12 protein-coding genes are annotated in these 21,018 nt (G+C 45.4%); 10 read left to right on the top strand and 2 right to left on the bottom strand.

The window, feature by feature from the left end:
- Window positions 1–4 precede the first annotated feature (4 nt).
- Window positions 5–1,615 (top strand): response regulator transcription factor, encoded by a 1,611-nt coding sequence (locus CA598_RS18235; protein WP_094877393.1) that lies wholly within the window; start codon window positions 5–7, stop codon window positions 1,613–1,615.
- 236 nt (window positions 1,616–1,851) lie between these two features.
- On the opposite strand, the gene CA598_RS18230 is transcribed toward CA598_RS18235, so the two are convergent.
- Complete coding sequence (locus CA598_RS18230; protein WP_094877392.1) at window positions 1,852–2,694, bottom strand: hypothetical protein; 843 nt, start codon at window positions 2,692–2,694, stop codon at window positions 1,852–1,854.
- Between the two features lie 370 nt (window positions 2,695–3,064).
- Here CA598_RS18230 and CA598_RS18225 point away from each other — a divergent pair, with 370 nt between their 5' ends.
- The 3 genes from CA598_RS18225 (at window position 3,065) to CA598_RS18215 (ending at window position 10,380) form a co-directional block, all read left to right on the top strand.
- Complete coding sequence (locus CA598_RS18225; protein WP_218832610.1) at window positions 3,065–6,958, top strand: X2-like carbohydrate binding domain-containing protein; 3,894 nt, start codon at window positions 3,065–3,067, stop codon at window positions 6,956–6,958.
- A gap of 84 nt (window positions 6,959–7,042) precedes the next feature.
- Window positions 7,043–7,888: an NAD-dependent epimerase/dehydratase family protein gene (locus CA598_RS18220; protein WP_094877390.1), complete on the top strand. Its 846-nt coding sequence runs from the start codon at window positions 7,043–7,045 to the stop codon at window positions 7,886–7,888.
- A 281-nt stretch (window positions 7,889–8,169) separates the two neighbouring features.
- Window positions 8,170–10,380: a helix-turn-helix domain-containing protein gene (locus CA598_RS18215; RefSeq protein WP_094877389.1), complete on the top strand. Its 2,211-nt coding sequence runs from the start codon at window positions 8,170–8,172 to the stop codon at window positions 10,378–10,380.
- 145 nt (window positions 10,381–10,525) lie between these two features.
- Here the strand turns inward: CA598_RS18215 and CA598_RS18210 are convergent, their stop codons facing one another.
- Entirely contained in the window at window positions 10,526–11,449 is a 924-nt protein-coding gene (locus tag CA598_RS18210; protein ID WP_094877388.1) for a helix-turn-helix transcriptional regulator, read from the bottom strand.
- Between the two features lie 407 nt (window positions 11,450–11,856).
- Here CA598_RS18210 and CA598_RS18205 point away from each other — a divergent pair, with 407 nt between their 5' ends.
- The 6 genes from CA598_RS18205 to CA598_RS18180 all read left to right on the top strand — a co-directional run bounded on the left by CA598_RS18205 (window position 11,857) and on the right by CA598_RS18180 (window position 20,944).
- Window positions 11,857–12,741, top strand: a complete 885-nt coding sequence (locus CA598_RS18205) for an ABC transporter permease (protein ID WP_143759569.1) — start codon at window positions 11,857–11,859, stop codon at window positions 12,739–12,741.
- Between the two features lie 15 nt (window positions 12,742–12,756).
- Window positions 12,757–13,653, top strand: a complete 897-nt coding sequence (locus tag CA598_RS18200) for a carbohydrate ABC transporter permease (protein WP_094877387.1) — start codon at window positions 12,757–12,759, stop codon at window positions 13,651–13,653.
- Window positions 13,654–13,761: 108 nt separating this feature from the next.
- Window positions 13,762–15,417 carry an extracellular solute-binding protein gene (locus CA598_RS18195; RefSeq protein WP_094877404.1) on the top strand — a complete coding sequence of 552 codons (1,656 nt, stop codon included), beginning with the start codon at window positions 13,762–13,764 and terminating at the stop codon, window positions 15,415–15,417.
- A gap of 97 nt (window positions 15,418–15,514) precedes the next feature.
- Window positions 15,515–16,648, top strand: coding sequence for an SGNH/GDSL hydrolase family protein (locus CA598_RS18190; protein WP_179283700.1), 1,134 nt, complete (start codon window positions 15,515–15,517; stop codon window positions 16,646–16,648).
- Window positions 16,649–16,712: 64 nt separating this feature from the next.
- A complete protein-coding gene (locus tag CA598_RS18185; RefSeq protein WP_094877385.1) occupies window positions 16,713–18,434 on the top strand; it encodes an alpha-1,3-galactosidase-related protein in 1,722 nt (573 codons plus the stop codon).
- A 128-nt stretch (window positions 18,435–18,562) separates the two neighbouring features.
- Window positions 18,563–20,944, top strand: coding sequence for a glycoside hydrolase family 95 protein (locus CA598_RS18180; RefSeq protein ID WP_094877384.1), 2,382 nt, complete (start codon window positions 18,563–18,565; stop codon window positions 20,942–20,944).
- Window positions 20,945–21,018: the final 74 nt, after the last annotated feature.

Here is a 21,018-nt window from a genome sequence, read left to right as displayed (position 1 = left end):
AGGGATGTACCAAATATTAATCGTAGACGATCATACCCATTTGGTTGACAGCCTGGCGATAGGACTTCCGTGGGAGCAAATGGGGATCACCAATGTCTATAAGGCATATTCCGGCGAGGAGGCCCTGGAGCTGCTGAATTACCATTCCGTTGATATTGTGGTCACGGATATTCATATGAACGGAATGACAGGGCTCGAATTGATCGCTCGAATAAATCAGAAATGGAAAAATACGAAGGCCGTTATTATAACCGGCTATGATGAATTTCAATATGCGAAGGAAGCTATCCAACAGCAAGTAGCTGAATATCTGCTCAAACCAGTCTCGAACGAGGAACTGGAGCAAACTCTTCGCAATATTATCGTTAAAATTACAGAAGAAGGAAATGAATTATTAAATCAGCAAAAATTTGTTTACCGTTTCCGGGAGAGTTTGCCCAAATTAAGAGAAATGTTATTGTTTGATTTGATCTCCGGTAAAAATTATCCCTTATCTGTTTTGAAGGACAAGATTCAACTATACGGACTTCCCTTTTCTGTTGAAAGGGAGACCATTCTCTTATGTATGAGGGTGGAGGAGGATTACTCAAATACGGATCTTTATAGCCTCTCATTGATTGAATATGCTATGTATAACATCGTGGAAGAAGTTTTTTCGGAGAAATTTAATATCATGCACTGTAAAGATTCACATGATTATTTGATTTTTCTGGTTCAAACCAATCTGGAGCAACCAGACAAAGCGGACTCTGCGATCATAGAAGACTTGGCCAGACTCTCCCAACATCAGATCAAATTGTATTTAAAATCGAAGGTTTCCCTGGTCATAAGCGATTGGGGAGGTTTCCCAAAAGATATTCTATCCATGTACCATTCTGCTTTATCGATATATACCGATTATATTGGCTATCAAACGGAAAGCTTTTTTCATGTGACGCAAAAGAAAGAAATGTTTGAAATCCAGCCGCTGGCAGAGCTTTATCGCCCCCAGACTTTAATTGAATTAATCGATATCGAGCAATGGACGGCATTTGAGAGTAAGCTGAAACTGATATTCAGTGAACTTGAAGGGGCGGGAAGTGGAGCCCGTGAATACGGGATTGAAATATACGTTACCCTGCTGCAAGCATATGCTTATTATTTGCATAAGAAAGGTAAACGAATCTTTGAGGTGTTTGGAAGAGATATCGAAAAGATGCTGAAAATGGATGCCAGCTGGAGTGATGAACCGTTAAAAGAATGGGCCTTCAGCAGCTATGTCCAAATCAAAGCCTACAGTGACAGACGCTCGGACAATATACGCTCTGATCTGATGGAGCGAATCCGCCGGTTCATCCAAGGAAATATAAAAGATATAACTCTTCAAGCGGTAGCCGATAATGTTAATCTTCATCCCGTATACGTATCTAACCTGTTTAAACAGGAAACCGGAGAGAACTTTTCGAACTATGTGCTCCGCTTGCGAATGGAGAAGGCGGTTCAATTGTTGAAGTACAAGGATTTGAGAATCAGTCAAATTGCGCATGAAATCGGCTATCAGAAACCGCAGTATTTTATTAAGTTGTTTAAATCCCAATACGGGAAGACGCCGCAAGAGTACAAGAATAGTTTATAAAGAGGATTTATAGCGAGAAAATTCTGCATGATTCTGAGGAATTTGAATTTTAGCTAATCTATCATGTTCATTTACAAAAAAAAGGAGCGATCATCCGGTTATTGGATGATCGCTCCTTTGTACAAATCCACTTATTAAGTTTCAATTAATGACCCATTCCGTGATTGTTAACGGTGTAAATGGTGGAGCCCGAATCGACAGCAGAAGCACTTGCAGAGGCGATCATTAAGCTGGAACTAATCAAGACTACGACTGTAAGAAAGAACATTTTCTTTTTCATTAGTAAACTCTTTTACTATTATTTTTTCCATTATGTTGTGATACATTTGAAGTTGTGATTGATGAGCATGTTCTCTTAGGAGCTCAAAGAGTGCTACTGATTTCTTGAGGTTTGTATCGTTTTCAATTTTGATACTAAAAATCAGAGTTTCTAGAATAGTGTTGATTGCTTCGTACATATTCTCTTGTTCGTAGTAATACATTACCAGCAAATAAATGTATTCCTCGTAATATCTTATATCCACATTAGTCACATACTCTTCTATGTCATTTACGTTGTTTTTATGATCACTCAGAATCCAATCTACGGAATAGTTATATTTTATCGAGGATTCCAAGATGGTAATTAGTCCTGGCAGTAACTCTTCCTCAGCACTGTTTCTAATAAATTCAACATACTCCTTTAGGACTCCAGTCTTGCCTTCTAAAAGGTCGAGCACGTAGGTATTGGCTTTTGCAATATTACAGTAGTATTTGACTTCATTAATTCCTTCTTCATCTAACCCTTTGATCCATCCTAATTCAGCATATTTTTGAATACACATTCTAGCTTCAGGATACTTACCGAGCTTTTGCAGTGCGATTCCTTTTGAACATAAGCTAAATCCAAAATAATAGGGAATACTCCGCTTCAGGTTTTGTTCTCTCAATGTGTCACTGCTTGTCTCATATATAATTGCAATCTGTGTGATCAGCTTGTCCGCAACTTCAATCATAGCATCCCAATTTTCCAATGAAAAAGATGCCTTAAGCATACACGTTAAGGAATCGGCATTTAATCCATCCAAATCCAACTTCAATGCGATCTTCCTTTCTTCAGCATATCATTCATCGGTTATTACTGTGACGTTTGTATCTTTAAATTATTCTTTATTTTACCAATATAGTAAGTAATTTTAATCACTGGAACAAGGAAACAAGAGTTTATTTTAGGATTGTCCAAATATAACCAGGGTACAGTTACAGTGTTTTTACTAAGTTCCTTCGAATCGCAGGAATTATGTCTGTTATGCTGTTTATTTGCCCCTCTATTTTGGGGTTATTTGTACGTAAAATTCCGAAATGTACCTATCTTGGAAATCCATATTCAATTATGATCTTCCCGAAAGAAAGCGCTATCAAAGTAATTTTGACCACATTTCATGAGGGGGTAAGGATGATTTGAAGCGAATGGGAAAAAGATTGGGTATGAGTCTGCTAGTATTCATTATTGCAGCAGCACAGTTCGGATTTACAGGAATAAAAGGTAACGTGGCGCAAGCGGCGGAGAAGAGTATGGCTCAGAAGCCGTATATGGGCTGGAGCAGTTACAGTATGCAGGTGTATGATGGGGCAGGAAACTGGACATCGGCGGAGAGCGTTAAGAAGCAATCGGACGCGATGCATGAGAAGCTGCAGGCCCATGGATATGAATACATTAATATTGATGCAGGCTGGAATGGTGATATGGATGAATACGGTAGGCCTATTCCTAGTGACGTCCTTTATCCGAACGGATTTCAGGAGGTCATTGACTATGTTCATCATAATGGGCAAAAGATTGGGATCTATCTGATCCCGGGGGTATCTATCGATGCATATAACCGAAATCTTGAGGTGTATGGGACAGGCGGCGAATGTCGTATTCAGGATATTACAGCCAAGCCGCTTACCATTATGGATTATTGGAATTCCTACACCTATAAAATTGATTTCACGAATCCCTGTGCCCAGAAGTATGTGGATTCCATTGCAGACATGCTTGGCGAGTGGGGAATCGATTTCGTCAAATTCGACAGCGTAACCCCTGGGTCGGGGATTGACAACTTGAGCCGGGATGCACGCGGTGACGTAGAAGCTTGGTCCAAAGCCTTGGATAGAAATAACATCTGGTTTGAGCTGTCCTGGGCACTCGACCACAATTACGTAGAGTTCTGGAAAAAATATGCTAACGGTTGGCGAATTGACTGGGATGTTGAATCTTATGACGGCAGTGGGTTGACAGCATGGCCGAGTATTTCCCGATTATTTCCCAAAGCAGCACTTTGGTGGCGGGATGCAGGCCCTGGCGGCTGGAATGACTTTGATTCCTTGAATGTTGGTAACGGCTCCATGGATGGTCTGACCAAGGATGAGCGGAAGACTGCAATGACGTTTTGGTCCATTTCTTCCGTACCGCTCTATACAGGGAATGACATGACACGGCTGGATAGTTATGGACTAGAACTGCTTACCAATGATGAGGTAATTGCCGTCAATCAGGCCGGACGTCCTGGACATCCAGTGTCGATGGATACCCAACAGCAGGTCTGGTACGCCAATAATGGAGATGGGACTTACAGCGTTGCTTTGTTCAATCTGGGTAGTCGGGGTGGGGAGGTTAAAGTCAAATGGAGTGATCTTGGCCTTGAGGGTCCGGCTTCAGTGCGCGACCTATGGAGCCATTCCGAGCTGGGAACCTTTGAGAAGGAATTCAGCGGTGGCATCCTTGAACCCCATGCCTCTCGTATGCTTAAAGTAACCGCATTAAGCGGCACATCAGCTGTCAATAACGATGATACAGGGATGAGCTACAGCGGCGATTGGAAGCGAAATGGAGGCAAGGAGCTGCTTGAAGGGAAGCAGGATCTAAGCATTACGATAAAGGATTCCTCGGCTACTGCTACCAGTACTCCTCAAGAGGATGCTCTCAACTCTGTGGCTGACCCTGCTACGGATTCAGCTTCGGCTTCGGCAAGCAATACCACCGTTACGGATGTGGTTTACATTAATGATAATGACAACGGCATTAAATACAACGGCACATGGCAGGTAAGCTCTGCCCGAGAACATGGAGATTATAATGGCGATGTGCATTATACCGAGAAAGACGGTGATTCTTTCGAGTACACCTTTACGGGAACGGGCATTGAGCTGCTGACGGAAAGGCATGAATCGCAAGGAGAAATGGTTGTTACATTAGATGAGGAGACAGCACAGACTGTAAATGCGTATACAAGTGGACCGAGAGAGGTACAACAATCTCTTTATAGTGTATCAGGGCTTTCTAACGGTCCTCACACGCTTAAGGTGAGCAAGGGATCGGGAAATTATATGCTGCTCGACGCGCTGAAAGTGACAACAGAAAGTCCGACTGGGGGTCAGAACAGTTCTATCACTCCGACTTCCGCTGGGTTTGATAAAGCAACGGAACAACAGAAGGATGTCACAGTCACGCTTAATCTGCAGGGTAATACGCTGAGTGCTATTGAAAATAATGGAGTGGCACTGCGCGAAGAAGATTATACGGTGACTAATGATAAATTGACCATCAAGAAGGAATATCTTGCGCAGCAACCTGCTGGCCTGGCAAGTCTAAACATCATCTTTAACGCCGGTGATCCACAGACGCTAGCGGTACACATTAGCGATTCCACAGGCATCCGTTATGTGATGGTTAATAACGACGATCCGGGAATCAAATATAACGGTACTTGGTCCCGCAGTAGTGGAAGAGGAATGGGCGACTACAATGACGATGTGCAGTATACGGAGCAGAACGGCGATTCTTTCGAATACACCTTCAGAGGAACAGGGATTCAACTGTTCACTGAGGTAGACGAATCGCAAGGGGATATGAATATCTATGTAGACGATCAATTCAAGGGAACGGTAAGCGCTTATCGAAACGGACGATTGTCACAGCAGATTCTGTACAGTATCTCTGGGCTTACAGATGGGCAGCACACACTTAAGGCTGTGAAAAAATCGGGCAGATTCATGCTGCTTGACATGCTCAAGGTAGAGATTCCGAATATGATCAATCCGATCGCAGCGAGCTTTGATAAATCATCATCTTCTGCTCAGCAGGACATTGAGATTACACTTCTACAACAGCCGGAAAGCTTCATTGGCATTACGAACGGATCAAATCATCTGGTTCCAGGGACCGATTATACGGTAGCTAGTGAGCATGTTACATTGAACAAATCTTATCTCGCATCACAGCCAGTCGGAAAGTTGACCCTCAGCTTTATTATTGGTGGCGATTATCTTAATGATGTGCATTCAACGACAGTAGATGGCGATTCCTTTGAATATATCTTCAAGGGCACTGGAATCCGTCTGATTACACCTACGGGTCCAGATCAAGGTGAAGTAGATATTTATGTGGACGGCCAAAGGATTCAGACCGTGAATACTTATAGTCAGAGCCGACTGACACAACAGGAGATTTATAGTATTTCTGGATTGGTAAGCGGCTTACACACACTTAAAGCTGTGAAGAAATCAGGTAATCTCATGCTGACAGATCAATTGAAATTCACAGTCCCAACCAGTGATGGCGGAACAACGAACCCTACAGAACCTCCAACACCGACAGCAACACCCACACCGACTGATGCAGGGGGGCCGTCTATACCCGCTCAGCCTTCATCCGCACCTACCCTGACGCCAACGCCAACTCCGGCATCTGGAACTGATGGGAAGGAGGATGCCGAGACAATGCGACATTCGGCGTATATCAACGGATATCCGGGCGGCTTCTTTAAACCCGATGCTCCCATTACCCGTGCTGAGATGGCAACCATCCTAGCGAAGGTTGCTGAGAAAGAGGCCACTGGATCAGGCGTAATATTCAGTGATGTATCCTCCAGCTATTGGGGGGCAGATGCCATTGCCAAAGTAGCTAAGATGGGACTAATGAACGGTTACATCGATGGTACTTTTAAACCTAATCAACCATTGACGCGTGCAGAAATGGCTAGTTTAACAGCCATGCTGAGCCCGAATTCTGCAACATCGGGCCGTGGCTTCTCTGACATTACCGGCCACTGGGCACAGGCGGCGATAAAGAAAGCCCAAGATATAGGCATAATGAAGGGCTACAGTGACGGAACTTTCCGCCCGAATTCCAAGCTTACTCGTGCGGAAGCCGTTACAGCTATCAACAGAGTTTTGGGCAGAGGCCCGCTTATGGGTGTCACACAGCCAGGGTGGAACGATGTTCCAGTCTCCCACTGGGCATTCGGTGATATTGAGGAGGCTTCGACCGACCATATCTCGAAGCCTAGTACACAAGGCGGAGAACAGTGGACAGAATAAGTTGAGCGATGAATGAACGGAGGGGCCTTCTTTGGCCCCTTTTTTCTGAATGATATGAGATGAGAAAAAGAAGGGTAGAAGAGCATGAATCTTCTAATTACCGGAGCAAGTGGATTTATCGGAACGGCTCTAGTCAAGCATTTGGCGGATAAACATACAGTGATTTGTCTGTCACGCCAAGCTCCGGAAGGGGCTTTTGCCTATGTTCAGGGTTCATTTGATTCAGCGGAGGATTTGAGCAGGCTGGACTCGTATGATATTCAGGCGGTGATTCATCTTGCTGCTGTTACTGGCGGCTCTACTGAGGAGGACAGCCTTGCTGTTAATGTATTGGGAACAAGGAGATTGTACCGTTATCTGCTGGACCGCGGTTGCCAAAAGTTCATCACAGCGAGCTCCATTGCCGTGGTGGGTGGACTCACTGAGGATTTTATACCGCTTGAGCTGCCTATCCCAGATGATCATCCCTGCTTAGCGGCGGATGCCTATGGGCTAAGCAAGGCTATGGTCGAGGAGTTGACCCGGTATTTTCATCGTAATCATAAAGATACCGACTTTATCAATCTTCGCTTTGGAGCTGTAGCCTCCCAGGGCTGGATTTCTCCTGTCTTGGAAACTGGATCCAAGCCGACGCTCCCGTTCATCACACTGGGGCATGTCCACGCAGAGGATGTGGTGAAGGGAATTACTGCGGCACTGGAATCTCCACTTAAGCCGGGGGTAAGAACTCTTAATCTGGTTGGGCCGGATGCTAGCAGCAACTTGCCAGTGGCTGAGCTCCTTACCCCGTTGGTGGGGAATGATTATAATTTGGATTATTATCATTTTTCGGGTCAAGAATATATGCCTTTATATGCCATGGATCGTTTCAAAGAGGAATTCGGTTTTGTGCCTTCACATTCTACCCGCCATACGAGGGGTAAAGCGTAGAAGGGTTTACATGCTGGAAAGATAAAAAAATTCGGATGGTGAATAAAAAGCAGTGATAACGGCGTATATCGCTGCTTTTTATCCAGTTCTGAAAGGTTTAACATCTGCAAAATTGGGTTTGCACACTTGACTATTAAGTAAAATGTTTTAATCTATGGTAATGATAGCGCTATCGAAATGATATTAGGGGAGGGGTCACTACGCTTAAATATTCCAATATCTTTCGTAAATTCTTAATCTCCTATGTAGTCATTTTGGTCATTCCCAGCATTGGCGGATATATGTCCTATCTGACTTCGATTTCTGTGACAGAGTCTATCTCTATTGAGAACGGGGTCACCCAGCTCCAGAAAAGTCAGGAAATATTGGAGCGCCGCATGGCGGAAGTAGAAGGGTTTACCAGGCAATTGGCAGTCAACCAGGAGCTAAATGTTCTGATGAATGAAAGAGACAATGAGACGAACGTGTATGGCATTTGGAGAACGATGCGGAATGTCTTGACTTTCGGTCAGACGAATGATTTTTTGCAAAACTATTATATTTACCTCGCCAATTATAATCTTATTCTAACCCCAGGTTCTTCTTACCGACCGGAACATTACTACTCTAATTTCAACTATAAGGATCTTCCGCTACAGGATTGGACCAAAGACGTGCTTGAGAAAACCCATCGCAGTGAAATCAAGCCACTCAGTGACTATGTTAGCAGGGGCATGCAAACCTCCGTTATTACCTATATGCAGTCACTCCCTCTGGATAGTTTCAACGATTCCTCACCAGCTGTCGCGGTAGTGATCATAGACGAGAAAATCATTTCTAGTCTGTTATCTGGTTTAACTGAGCGATACGGAGGCTGGGTTCATATCAGCGATGCTGAAGGAAATACGATTGTCCTGCAGGGAAGTGATGAGCAGAAAATGGCCCATATGACCGCTGATTCGGATTTTGATAAAACCAAGGTTAGTCAGTTCTATGAAGACGATCTAGTGATCACGACTCGTTCTGATTCGAACGGATGGGTATACCAGACAGGGATTCCCCGGCCTATTTTGATGGATAATGCTAACAAGATCAAGCAAATGTCCATACAAATTACGGGAGGAACATTACTCATCGGCTTGATAGTCGGACTAATATTAGCTTACCGTAACAGCGCTCCAATCAACCGTATGCTTAGCGTCATGAAGGAGCAATTTGGCAAGGAAGAGGCCTCCGCCAAGAATGAATTTGACTTTTTAAGCGGAAATATTGCCAATATGATCACTAAGAACAAGTTGCTGGAAACCGAACTTAATCGTCAGCTTCCGTTGGTCAGGGATGCATTTCTGAAGCGGCTATTAGCAGGTGAATTCAAAACGCATGATGAGATTCTCACAGCCGCTGAGCAGGTGGGGATTAATTTGAAACAGAACACTGGGTATGTAGGAATTGTTCAGATTAACGGCTATGCCGGTATGGACAGCGTTGAGATTCTCAATGAGCTGAATGCTTCCCGGTTGCTGCTGAAGCAGTCCCTATCGGATCTCGGAGTGGAAGTACTAATGACGGATATGGGCTCCGACAAAGTGGTAACTCTGTTTTTCTCCAAGGAAGAAGAGACTGACAAAGCGTATGAGGCAGAGAATATCACCAGCATTCTGGAGAATTTGGCGCAGTACGTTTTTAATGAGTATCGTATTACTACTCAGGCGGGCTTCGGAGATCTTTTTACAGAAATAACGGAAATCGGCCTTTCCTTTGACCAAGCCAAGCAAGCTCTGGAATATGCCGTCTACATGAATAAAAAAGGAATTGTATGGAGTAGCGAAGCCCAAAATGAGAATACGACCTACTATTATCCACTGGATACAGAGCAACGTCTGATCAGTACCATTCGGGCTGGAGAGCTAGAAGAGGCTAAACGGATTGTCCGTGCAATTGTTGCCCAGAACATGGAACAGCGTGAATTATCCATGGAAATGAAGCAACAGCTTGTTGGAGAAATAAAAGGGACGTTTCTTAAGCTTCTGGATCAAAAGGCTTTTACAGAATACCCGGACATCGAGAGTGTGAAGCGGAGGGTCATAGACATTGGTTCATCGGAACGACTCGAAATGATTCAGACCGAATTTTTTGTTATTATGGAAGAACTGTGCGGACTTATTGCAAATAAAAAGAAGGATGTTCATATTCAGATTATTAAGCAGATCAAGGAATATACAGCAGAGAATTATTCGGATACAGAGCTGAGTCTGTACCGGGTAGCCGAACAGGTCGAACGGCCTGAAAAATATATTTCTCAATTGTTTAAAGAGGTTACAGGTGTCAATTTCTCCGATCATCTGATAAAAGTGAGAATGGATCAGGCTGTGATTTTGCTCAAAGATAGTCGGTATACGGTTGATGAGATTGCTATTCGGGTGGGCTACAATAGTTCACATTCTTTCAGACGGGCCTTCAAGCGGTTAATCGGCGTTTCACCGAGCGCTTATAGACAGTCTATTGATGAGTAAACAGTTGTTTGGCAAAAATTAAGTATTAGACTGATCCAGTAAAAGAAGCAGCGGCGGACCAAGACTTGATAAATAAAGTCTTAGACTGCCGCTGTTGTCGTTCAAATAACGTTCCCGTTAGCTTGTCACCGACGGTCTATGCATCCTACTTTACTTTATTTAATAAGTTTGTCACCATTCTGCTCAATGTCCCTTGATCGACGAAAGGAGCAAGACTTGCCAGCAGATCTGGGCTAAGATGTTCAGCTTCCACTCCACTAATCAACTTCTCGAGATTTTTACTGTCCAGAAAAGGTGCAAGGCCTATGATCTGATCCGCATCGATAGTGCCGTCTTCAACCCGGTCTACCAAACGGTTTAATGTTTCTCTGCTAATAAAGGGTGCCAGCCCTTGAATGGAATGCCAGCTCAAGTTGCCCTCTTCTGCTTGTTGTACTAACCGATCTACATGTTCTCTTCCAAGAAACGGGGCAATCCCAACAAGATTGTGCACTTCTAAGGAACCGTCAATCGATTTATCTACCAGTCGGCTTAATGTGTCGCTGCTGACGAACGGAGCGAGTCCAGTAATGGTATTCCACACAATTTCGCCCTCTTCTGCCTGACGAACCAGTTCATCCAATGTGCCTGTTCCAAGGAACGGAGCCAGCCGCATGATCACGTCTAACTTAAGGACGCTGCTGTCTAATCGTTCTGTAACCTTATGCAGAGCGCTTGCTTTTACAAACGGCGCTACTTCTACAAGCTCCTCCACCTCCGCCTCTCCGGTATTGACCATCTCTGCAACTTGTTCCGGCCTGTTCTCTGCGATCTCCTCAACGATCGTTCCTAGGTGCGGGTGCTCCCGATTTTCTGTATTGTCTCCTGCATTTAAAATGTCGTCTACCGTTTTGCCGAATAACCTTGCAAACTGCGGAAGCGTTCCGATATCCGGTAGCGATTCGCCCCGTTCCCATTTCGATACCGCTTGATGACTTACATTCAGTTGATCGGCAAGTTCCAATTGGGTAAGATCCTGGTCTTTGCGAAGCTTCGAAATATAAGCTCCAATTTTACGCAAGTCGAGCATTGTATACCTCCAATAAAACAAAATGTACAGTGCGCACTGTCAAAAACAGCATAGCATTTCTGCAAACGCAATCCTATCAAGAGTTGGTTGAATTGTCTCATGGGCTTTATTCAACTGCCGGTAGAATTGTCCAGATTGAAAATCTCCAGTGAGGGTCCTGTTTCCGGAAAAATGGCCGTTCTACAGCTATTTTGTTCTCCCAGAACAGGGTTATTTGTACGCTGAAATGCCCAAGTGTACCTTTTCTTTGGGGATAAAAGTCAATTATGATCAACTCGTAGAAAGCGCTATCATAAACTACTGGCGGTTGCTTAGGGGGGATTGTTCTGGAGAAAGAAATAGTATTACACCACAAGTCGTTACCGAAGCGTAGGGGCTCTGTATTTTTACAAAATGCTCGCAGAAGTATGAAAAAGCACTGGCAGCTACATTTGCTCGTGATTCCACCTCTGTTATTTTTCCTCATTTTTAAGTATTATCCAATGCTGAATGCAGTTCTAGCCTTCAAGGACTACAACGTGATTAAAGGAATATGGGGAAGTCCATGGGTTGGATTTCATAATTTTCGATTATTTTTTGATAATCCGCAGTTTTGGACGCTGCTCAAGAACACCATCATGCTTAGTGGTTACCTGCTGCTGGCGGGATTTCCAATTCCGATTATCCTTGCGCTCATGATTAATGAATTGCGCGGGGGAAGGTTCAAAAAGTTCGTCCAGCTGGTCTCTTTTGCGCCTTATTTCATCTCGACGGTTGTCATGGTGTCCATTATTATGCTATTTATGGCACCTCGTCTTGGATTTGCGAACATCGCTCTCAACTTTTTCGGTTTGGAGTCGATCAATTTCCTTGGAGAACCGGGAATGTTTCGTTCGATTTATGTCTGGTCTGATATTTGGCAGACTGCGGGCTACAGTGCCGTTATCTATTTAGCAGCGCTTGCCGGTATAGATCCTACGCTTTATGAGGCAGCCAAAGTCGATGGCGCTTCACGCTTTCAAAAAATTCGTTATATTGATCTGCCAGGTATTGTGCCTACCATCGTCATCATCCTGATTTTGAATGTTGGGAATGTCATGGCTATTGGCTTTGAAAAGGTCTATCTTCTGCAGAACCCGCTCAATCTGGCGAATTCCGAGATCATTGCCACTTATGTCTACCGGGTCGGTTTGCTGAACGCCAATTATAGCTTTGCAACTGCGGTTGGTCTATTCAACTCGGTAATCAACCTTATTTTGTTGCTTACGGTGAATGGCTTGGCTAAACGCATCACAAACAACAGCATCTGGTAGGAAAGGAGCAACCACATGGCAGCAGTTCAACAAAAAATTAAAGAATCAACTGGCGATAAGCTATTTCTGACCACTATTTATATCCTACTCAGCCTCGTGGTCATCGCGGTGATTTATCCGCTAATTTTTATCATCAGTAGCTCGATTAGCAGTCCGGCAGCCGTTACCTCCGGCCGAGTCTGGTTATGGCCTGTAGATATTTCCTTCAAAGGTTTCAAGGTTCTGCTAAATACACCTGAGATCATTACAGGCTACGGCAACTCCATTTTTTATACAGCCGCAGGGACGTTCATCAGTGTTGTGCTTACGATCATGATCGCGTACCCTTTATCACGCAGAGGTTTCTTCGGACGCAACACTTTGATGATGATCATCACCTTTACGATGATATTCAGCGGCGGGCTGATTCCGACCTATATGGTCGTGAAGGAACTCCATTTGATTGATACCCGCTGGGCACTGCTGATACCAAACGCGATTTGGGTATGGCAGGTCATTATTGCCCGGTCATTCTTTCAATCCTCCATTCCGGAGGAACTGCTGGAAGCCAGCGAAATCGACGGTTGCAGTGATATGCGGTTTGTCTGGAGTGTTGTTATTCCGTTATCGAAGCCCATTCTTGCGGTGTTAGTCCTTATGTATGCGGTAGGACAGTGGAATGCCTACTTTGACGCTTTGATTTATTTGAAATCAGCGAATTTGTTTCCACTTCAGCTTGTCTTACGAAGCATCATCATCCAGAACAACAGTGCAGGTACAATGGATGCGATGAAAATGGTGGAGCGGCAGCAGCTTGCTGAGCTACTCAAATATGCACTTATAGTTATCGCTACGCTGCCTGTACTTGTTATCTATCCGTTTGTTCAGCGTTATTTTGTCCAAGGCATGCTGGTCGGTTCAGTTAAAGGTTAATTCACAGCTTTCAGAATCTGGAGAGGGGGAGAGGCACGCAGTAAAATGACAGAAAGATATCGTACCTGCCTAAATTATAAAAGGGAGTGATCGGATTTGAAGAAAAGTATGATGACCTTGTCATTGGTGCTGGTATTAATTCTTACGGTGGTGTTAAGCGGATGTGCTAATAAAAATACAGATAACACATCCTCCGCACCTGCTGACTCAGGTAACTCGGAATCAGCAAGCAAACCGGTGGAAATCAGCGTGTTCTCGGTTCAGGAATCCGGGATCGATGTTCCTACCAATAAATTTTCGAAATTTGTGGAAGACAAATTCAATATTAAATTCAAATGGGAAATCAACCCTTCAGACGGAGCCAAGGAAAAGCGCCAAATCTCACTTGCTAGTGGCGATTACCCTGATGCTTACCTGCTCACTCACTATATCGATCAGTTCTCACAGGCAGATCTTCTGAAGTATGGCAAACAGGGCGTACTGATTCCTCTGAACGATCTAATTGATAAATATGCTCCGAATATTAAAGCGGCTATGGAAAAGAACGATAATTTGAGAACGCTTAACACAGCGCCTGATGGTAATATCTACGGGCTTGTCGCTTACACAGAATGCTTTCACTGCTCTTATCCGAGCAAAATGTGGCTCAATACCGAGTGGCTGAAGAAGCTGAATCTGGAAATGCCGAAGACAACCGAAGAATTCAAAAAAGTGCTGGAAGCTTTCAAAACACAAGATCCGAACGGGAATGGAAAAGCAGATGAAGTGCCGCTGAGTGGCTCCATTGAGGAGTTTGGTGTACGCATTGTACCATTCCTCATGAATGCATTTGTATACGATGATGACCGCAATTATCTGAACATGATGGATGGAAAAGTTCAATCGGCGGCTGTCACACCGGAGTGGAAGGAAGGCCTGACTTATATCAAATCTCTGTTTGACGCAGGTTTGATTGATCCAGGGGCATTCACACAGAATGCGGAAGCCTTTAAGAAAATCGGTGAAAATGCCGATGCGGAAATTCTGGGCGCTGGTGCGGGCATGCACCCTGCGATTTTCGTCAATATTGATCCGGGCAATAGAAGCTCGGCACACTACAATCCTGTACCACCGATTAGCGGACCGGAAGGTATCTCCTATGCGACTCATGATGCAGGTGGCGTATCCCCGGGAGCGAAGTTTGTCATCACAAACAAAGCTAGCGAGGAAGCACAGGTCGCTTTAATTAAAATGGTAGACTATATGTTTACTTCTGAGGGACAGACCAATGCTGGCAGCGGTATGAAGGGCATTGACTGGACGGATCCAGAAGAAGGCGATGTAGCGCTGGATAAAGACGTTAAACCAGTCGTCAAGAGCATTCCTATGGCGGAAGGCGAAGCGCCGCGCAATGCGGGCTGGAGCGGCATGGGTCACTTCTATATGCCAAAAGAGTACCGTGATACTTTCGTTCAAGCTACTGACATCTACGCTTCCAGCGGTTATGAACGCAGATTGTATGATGCGACTCTGCTGTATGAAGGACATGAGCCTAAAGAATTATTCCCAATCTGGTCGATTTGGATTGATCCAAGCGAAATCGATGAAGCGAGCTTACTGCAAACCAACATTAAGAATTATATTGAGCAAAATCAGCTTCAATTCATCACGGGCAACAAGGATCTTACTAAAGATTGGGATGCTTATATAAAAGGTCTGAAAGACTTGAAGCTAGATCGTTATCTCGAAATCTTGCAAAAGGCTTATGAAACTTCTAAAAAATAAAATATTGAAATCAGAATCAGGTGCTGTAAGATATACCCCAGCACCTGATTTCTTGATTTCAAGGAAAAATATACATTTTTATTACGGAGGATCAGTCATGACAGAAGAGAAACATTGCAATCATCAATTTGTAGCTCCAAGACGAGGACTACCGAATACAAGTGTAAGACTTGCAGGAAAGGAGCGGGTGACGGTCGCCTTTTTGGGTGGTTCCATTACGGAGGGGGCGGGTGCTTCCGATGCGGACATATTTAGCTGGAGAGTGCTGACTGGTAAGTATCTGCAGGAGCGATTTGCGAATCATGAATTCCGCTTCATCAATGCGGGAGTGGGTGGAACGAATTCCACGCTGGGCGCTCACCGATTACAGTCACATGTCCTGCAATACGGCAAGATTGATCTACTATTCGTTGAATTTAGCGTCAATGACGGCAACGACCGGGAAGAATCCATTAGAGGTATGGAAGGCATTGTACGCCAGTGCAGACGGTTGTCGCCCGGCACTGACATTTGCTTCTTGTATACGGCAGCAGAGAAGAATCTGTCGGGGAGCAACCCCTTTAACATTGCCGTCCACGAAGAAGTAGCTGAGCATTACGATCTTCCATCAGTTAATTTTGCAGCTAGAGTTTATGCACAGACCCAGGCCGGACAAATGGAGTGGACTGAGCTGGCTCCGGATGGTTATCATCCCAATGATGATGGACATGCGCTGTATGCTTCTTTTTTACAGGAATATTTGGATGCAGCTCTTGTTCCTGACAACACACATTCAAATACTGGAAGCGCGTTAAGTATTGCTCCTCTGGGGGAGCGAAATTATGAATACGGTAAATTACTGGATTTCAGAAGCGCTGATCATGCAGATGGGTTCGAGCTACGCGAGCTTACCCCTGATGATCCACTGATGAACTGGCGATTTGGAACGGAGCATTTATATACAGACAGCAAAGAGGCATCTTTTTCTTACACAGTAACCGGACAGAGTGTGGGGATGCTGCTGCTTTACGGCCCGGATAGTGGAATATTCGAATATTCACTCAATGACGGTCCCTTTCATGCGGTTCACTTATTCGATGAATGGTGTCCGCTTGCGTTTCGGCCTATGATTGCTATGTTCGGAATCGAGGAACAACGTCAGGAATTGCAAGTAACCGTGCGAATTACAGGGGAAAAGGATGAACAGAGTAAAGGCACCAGTCTGCGTATTTTGAAGCTAATGTACAATTAATTATTTTAACCGAAAGGATTATACTGCCTCTTATTAAGCGTTTACAATACTAAGAAAGTTGGTGTTGATCATTTCTTTTACAGAACACAGCGTCGATTCTTCTCCTATTGTAATCCGCCTGACTGATTATGGTGTTCTGCCGGATTCCGGGTTGGATGCTCAGCCAGCCATGACAAGAGCTATTGAGGCAGCCGCCGAAATAACTGGGCCGGTCCTGCTGGATTGTCCAAAAGGCTGTTATCATTTCTATTCGGAAAAGGCCATCCGGAAACCCTACTACATCTCCAACACTACCAGTGAAGAAGAGAATCCTGATGTCACCAAGACTATAGGAATTCTCTTAAAGGGGCTGCACAATTTAATATTTGAGGGAAATGGCTCTCTATTTATCTTCCATGGCAAGCAGACGATGTTCTTGCTGGATGGCTGCAAAAATGTAGAGATTCGTAATTTGCATACCGACTACGCCCGGCCGACTGTGTCAGAGATGACGATTATTGAAAGCGGTACTCATTATTTCGATGTCCAGGTTCACCCCGATTCGCATTATGAGATCAGGGACGGCAAGCTGGTCTGGATCGGTGAGGGCTGGAGCTTCTCGGAAGGACCGATGCAGACCTATGATCCACTCAGCAATACGACTTGGCGGGTGGACAACTGGTCGGAGCTGGCTGATTCGGTTGAAGAGCTGGAGCCGATGAAGCTCCGCTTGCATTTTGATCATCAGCCTGAGGTTGTCCCCGGGCAAGTCCTGCAAAGCCGTGATGGTATTCGCGATCAGGTAGGTGTCTTCCTTGTGGAAAGCTCTAACATCACCTTCAGCGATGTGGGGCTGCATTTTTTACACGGACTTGGTGTTGTAGGGCAGTTCAGCGACAATCTCACCTTTCAACGCATGGATATTTCGCCGCGCCTGGAGACAGGCCGAACGGTTACTGGCTTTGCGGATTTCATCCACATGTCCAGCTGCCGAGGTAAAATAACTGTTGCAGACAGCCGTTTTGCCGGTTCTCATGATGACGTCGTCAATGTCCATGGTACCTATCTACGGATCGTTGAGCAGCTGTCTGCGAATACGGTGAAGGTTCGCTTCATGCATCCGCAGACCTACGGTTTCCTGGCCTTTCATCCGGGAGACGAAATTGAATTTGTTCGTTCTGGCTCTCTGACTACCTATGCGGCTAATGAAGTGATAGAGGTTACGCGTCTCAATCCACGCGAGCTAAAACTGACTTTAGCACATCCTATTCCTGAGGGGATTGGCAGCCATGATGTGATCGAGAATGTAACCTGGACACCGGAGGTTGAAGTCGTAAATAATTACCTCGCGCGGGTACCGACCCGCGGTATCCTTGTGACAACCCGGCGTAAAGTAGAGATTAAGGGGAATGTTTTTGATCGGATGCAAATGAGTGCAATTCTGGTTGCCCTGGATGCGGAGTCTTGGTATGAGTCTGGCAAGGTGGAGGATGTAACCATCGCCGAGAATCATTTTATTGAATGCGGGGGCATCGAGCATCCGGTTATTTTCATTTCGCCAGAGAACACAGAGGTTGGTGAGAGCACTCCTGTTCATCAGGGCATAGTTATTAAGAACAACAGGTTCGAGACTGGTGAAACGTTAGTCCTTAGTGCCAAGAGTACCCGCAGACTGGCCTTCAGTGCTAACGAAATTGTCATGGGTGGGGAAAGTATGAACTGTCTTTCCAGTGTTGAGGCTGCGATATGTTTAACCGCTTGTAGCGAGGTCGGCATTCAGGATAATTTGTTCAATGAGTTAGGGTAGGTTGTGTTAGATCGCGATATGGATCGGTAGATCGATGTATAGAAAACGCTTTATCTGATCTTTATAATGAGGGCAGACTTGGGGGAATACATTATTTGATTCATGACAGATCGTGAGGGAGAGAACCAATGAAACTTCAATATGACAAGCCAGCAAATGTATGGACCGAAGGGCTTCCGATTGGGAATGGCCGTCTGGGTGGTATGATCTTCGGCGGTGTGGAACAGGAGAAAGTCAGTCTAAACGAGGATACTTTATGGTCAGGGTTCCCGAAGGATGGGAACAATCCCGGTGCTAAGGAAGCTCTGCCAAAGGTTCGAAAGCTGATTCAGGAGGGCCGGTATTCAGAAGCGGACACCCTGACTAGAGAGATGCTAGGTCCGTACACCCAATCGTATCTGCCTTTTGGAGATTTACTACTTCGTTTTGAGCATGGTGGTGTTTATCAATCTTATCGGCGGACATTAGATATTGAACATGCGGTTCACCGCATTGAATACAAGATTGGTAATGTTACTTATACCCGTGAGATGTTCGCTTCACATCCTGATCAGTTGCTTGTGCTGCGTCTGACTGCAAGTGCACCGGGAGCGCTGAATGTGCATGCTACGCTAGATAGTTCGCTTCGGCATAGCCTTCACGCTCTGGGTGATAACTTTGTACTCTGGGGAACTGCACCGGAGCATGTTGATCCAAGCTATTTTTGGAGTGACAATCCGATCCAATACGGAGAACCTAGCAAAAGCAAGGGCATGGCCTTTGAAGGACAACTCTCCGTAGTAGCAGAGGATGGGGAAGTTACCGTTGACGGTAGTGGAATTCATCTGTTGGGAGGAACGGCTGCAACCTTCTATTTCAGCGCGGCTACAGGCTTTAATGGTTTTGACAAAAGCCCGGGAGCTGAGGGGAAAGATGCTTCTGCTATTGCAGCTTCTTACTTGGCAGATGTGAATGGGAAGTCTTACGACAGCTTGCTTCAAGCGCATGCCGAGGATTACCGATCGCTTTTTGACCGAGTGAAGCTCCAATTAGGTAAGACACTAGCCCCGGATTCGATGTCCACGGAGCAACGGATTACGACATACGCGGCACAAGACCCTGGACTTGTCGAGTTGCTGTTTCATTACGGGCGCTATTTGATGATCGCAAGCTCGCGCCCCGGAACGCAGGCTACTAATCTGCAGGGAATATGGAATGCGGTTACCCGTCCGCCGTGGAGCAGCAACTATACGCTGAACATCAATACAGAGATGAATTATTGGCCAGCTGAAATTTGTAATCTGGCGGAATGTCATGAGCCGCTGCTGGATATGATCGGCAACTTGGCGAAGATGGGTGCGGAGACTGCTCAAGTCAACTATGGTGCCCGAGGTTGGGTGGCTCATCATAATACGGATATTTGGGCACAAACAGCACCGGTGGGAGATTATGGTGATGGAGATCCAAGCTGGGCTTACTGGACGATGAGTGGTGTTTGGCTGACACAGCATCTTTGGGAGCATTATGCTTTTGGCGGAGACGAGGAATATTTGCGGACTTCAGCGTATCCTGTAATGAAGGAGGCGGCCCTGTTCGCACTGGACTGGCTTATTGACGATGGTAACGGAAGGCTTGTGACCTCTCCATCCACTTCACCAGAGCATAAATTCCAGACAGCGGAGGGCTTAGCTGCTGTCAGCGCAGGTGCTACTATGGATATTTCGCTCATCTGGGAACTGTTTACGAATTGTATCGAAGCTTCGGTAACACTTGGAACAGATGAAGATTTACGTGCAGAATTGGTGAGTGCTCGTGAGCGTCTATTGCCACTACAGGTTGGTAAGTACGGACAGTTGCAGGAATGGTCCTTGGACTTTGGGGATGAGGATATGTATCACAGACATACCTCACATTTGGTCGGCATCTATCCGGGCCGGCAGCTGACAGAAGCAGAGACCCCTGAGCTGTTCGCTGCAGCCAGAACCTCACTTGAACGGCGCGGGGATGAGAGCACAGGCTGGAGTCTGGGCTGGAGAGTTGCGCTTTGGAGCCGCTTCCGGGATGGCAACCGCTCACTACACCTTCTCTCAAACATGCTGCGGCTGGTGAAGGACGGGGAGTCTGAACAATATAGTCACGGCGGCGTTTATGCCAATCTGCTTGGTGCACATCCACCATTCCAAATTGATGGTAACTTCGCCGCTTCTGCCGGAATTGCTGAGATGCTACTACAATCTCACCTCGGGTATCTGGATCTGCTGCCTGCACTGCCAGATGAATGGCAGGAGGGAAGCGTGGCGGGGCTGCGTGCCCGCGGTGGCTTTGAAGTTAGTATTCAGTGGGATAAAGGGCATCTAGTGGAAGCGCAGATTATCTCCCAACTAGGTAATGAATGTGTGATCCTCACAGATGCTTCGATCATAGTGAGTAATGGCGGTAATGAAATGAAGTGTGACCGTTCCGAAGATGGAATGGTGAGCTTTCCAACGACCGCAGGCCAAACCTACAAGCTTATAACTGGTAAGCAATAATAGTTAGTTTCATACGAATATGGACAGCAGCAGGGACCTGAAATACAGGCCCTGCTGCTGTTTTTTTTTTTTTT

The organism is Paenibacillus sp. VTT E-133291 (assembly GCF_002264395.1).
Classification (GTDB): Bacteria; Bacillota; Bacilli; order Paenibacillales; family Paenibacillaceae; genus Paenibacillus_AQ; species Paenibacillus_AQ nitricinens.
The sequence above is the reverse complement of the archived record's forward strand: the minus strand, read 5'-3'. Positions and strand labels throughout refer to the sequence as shown.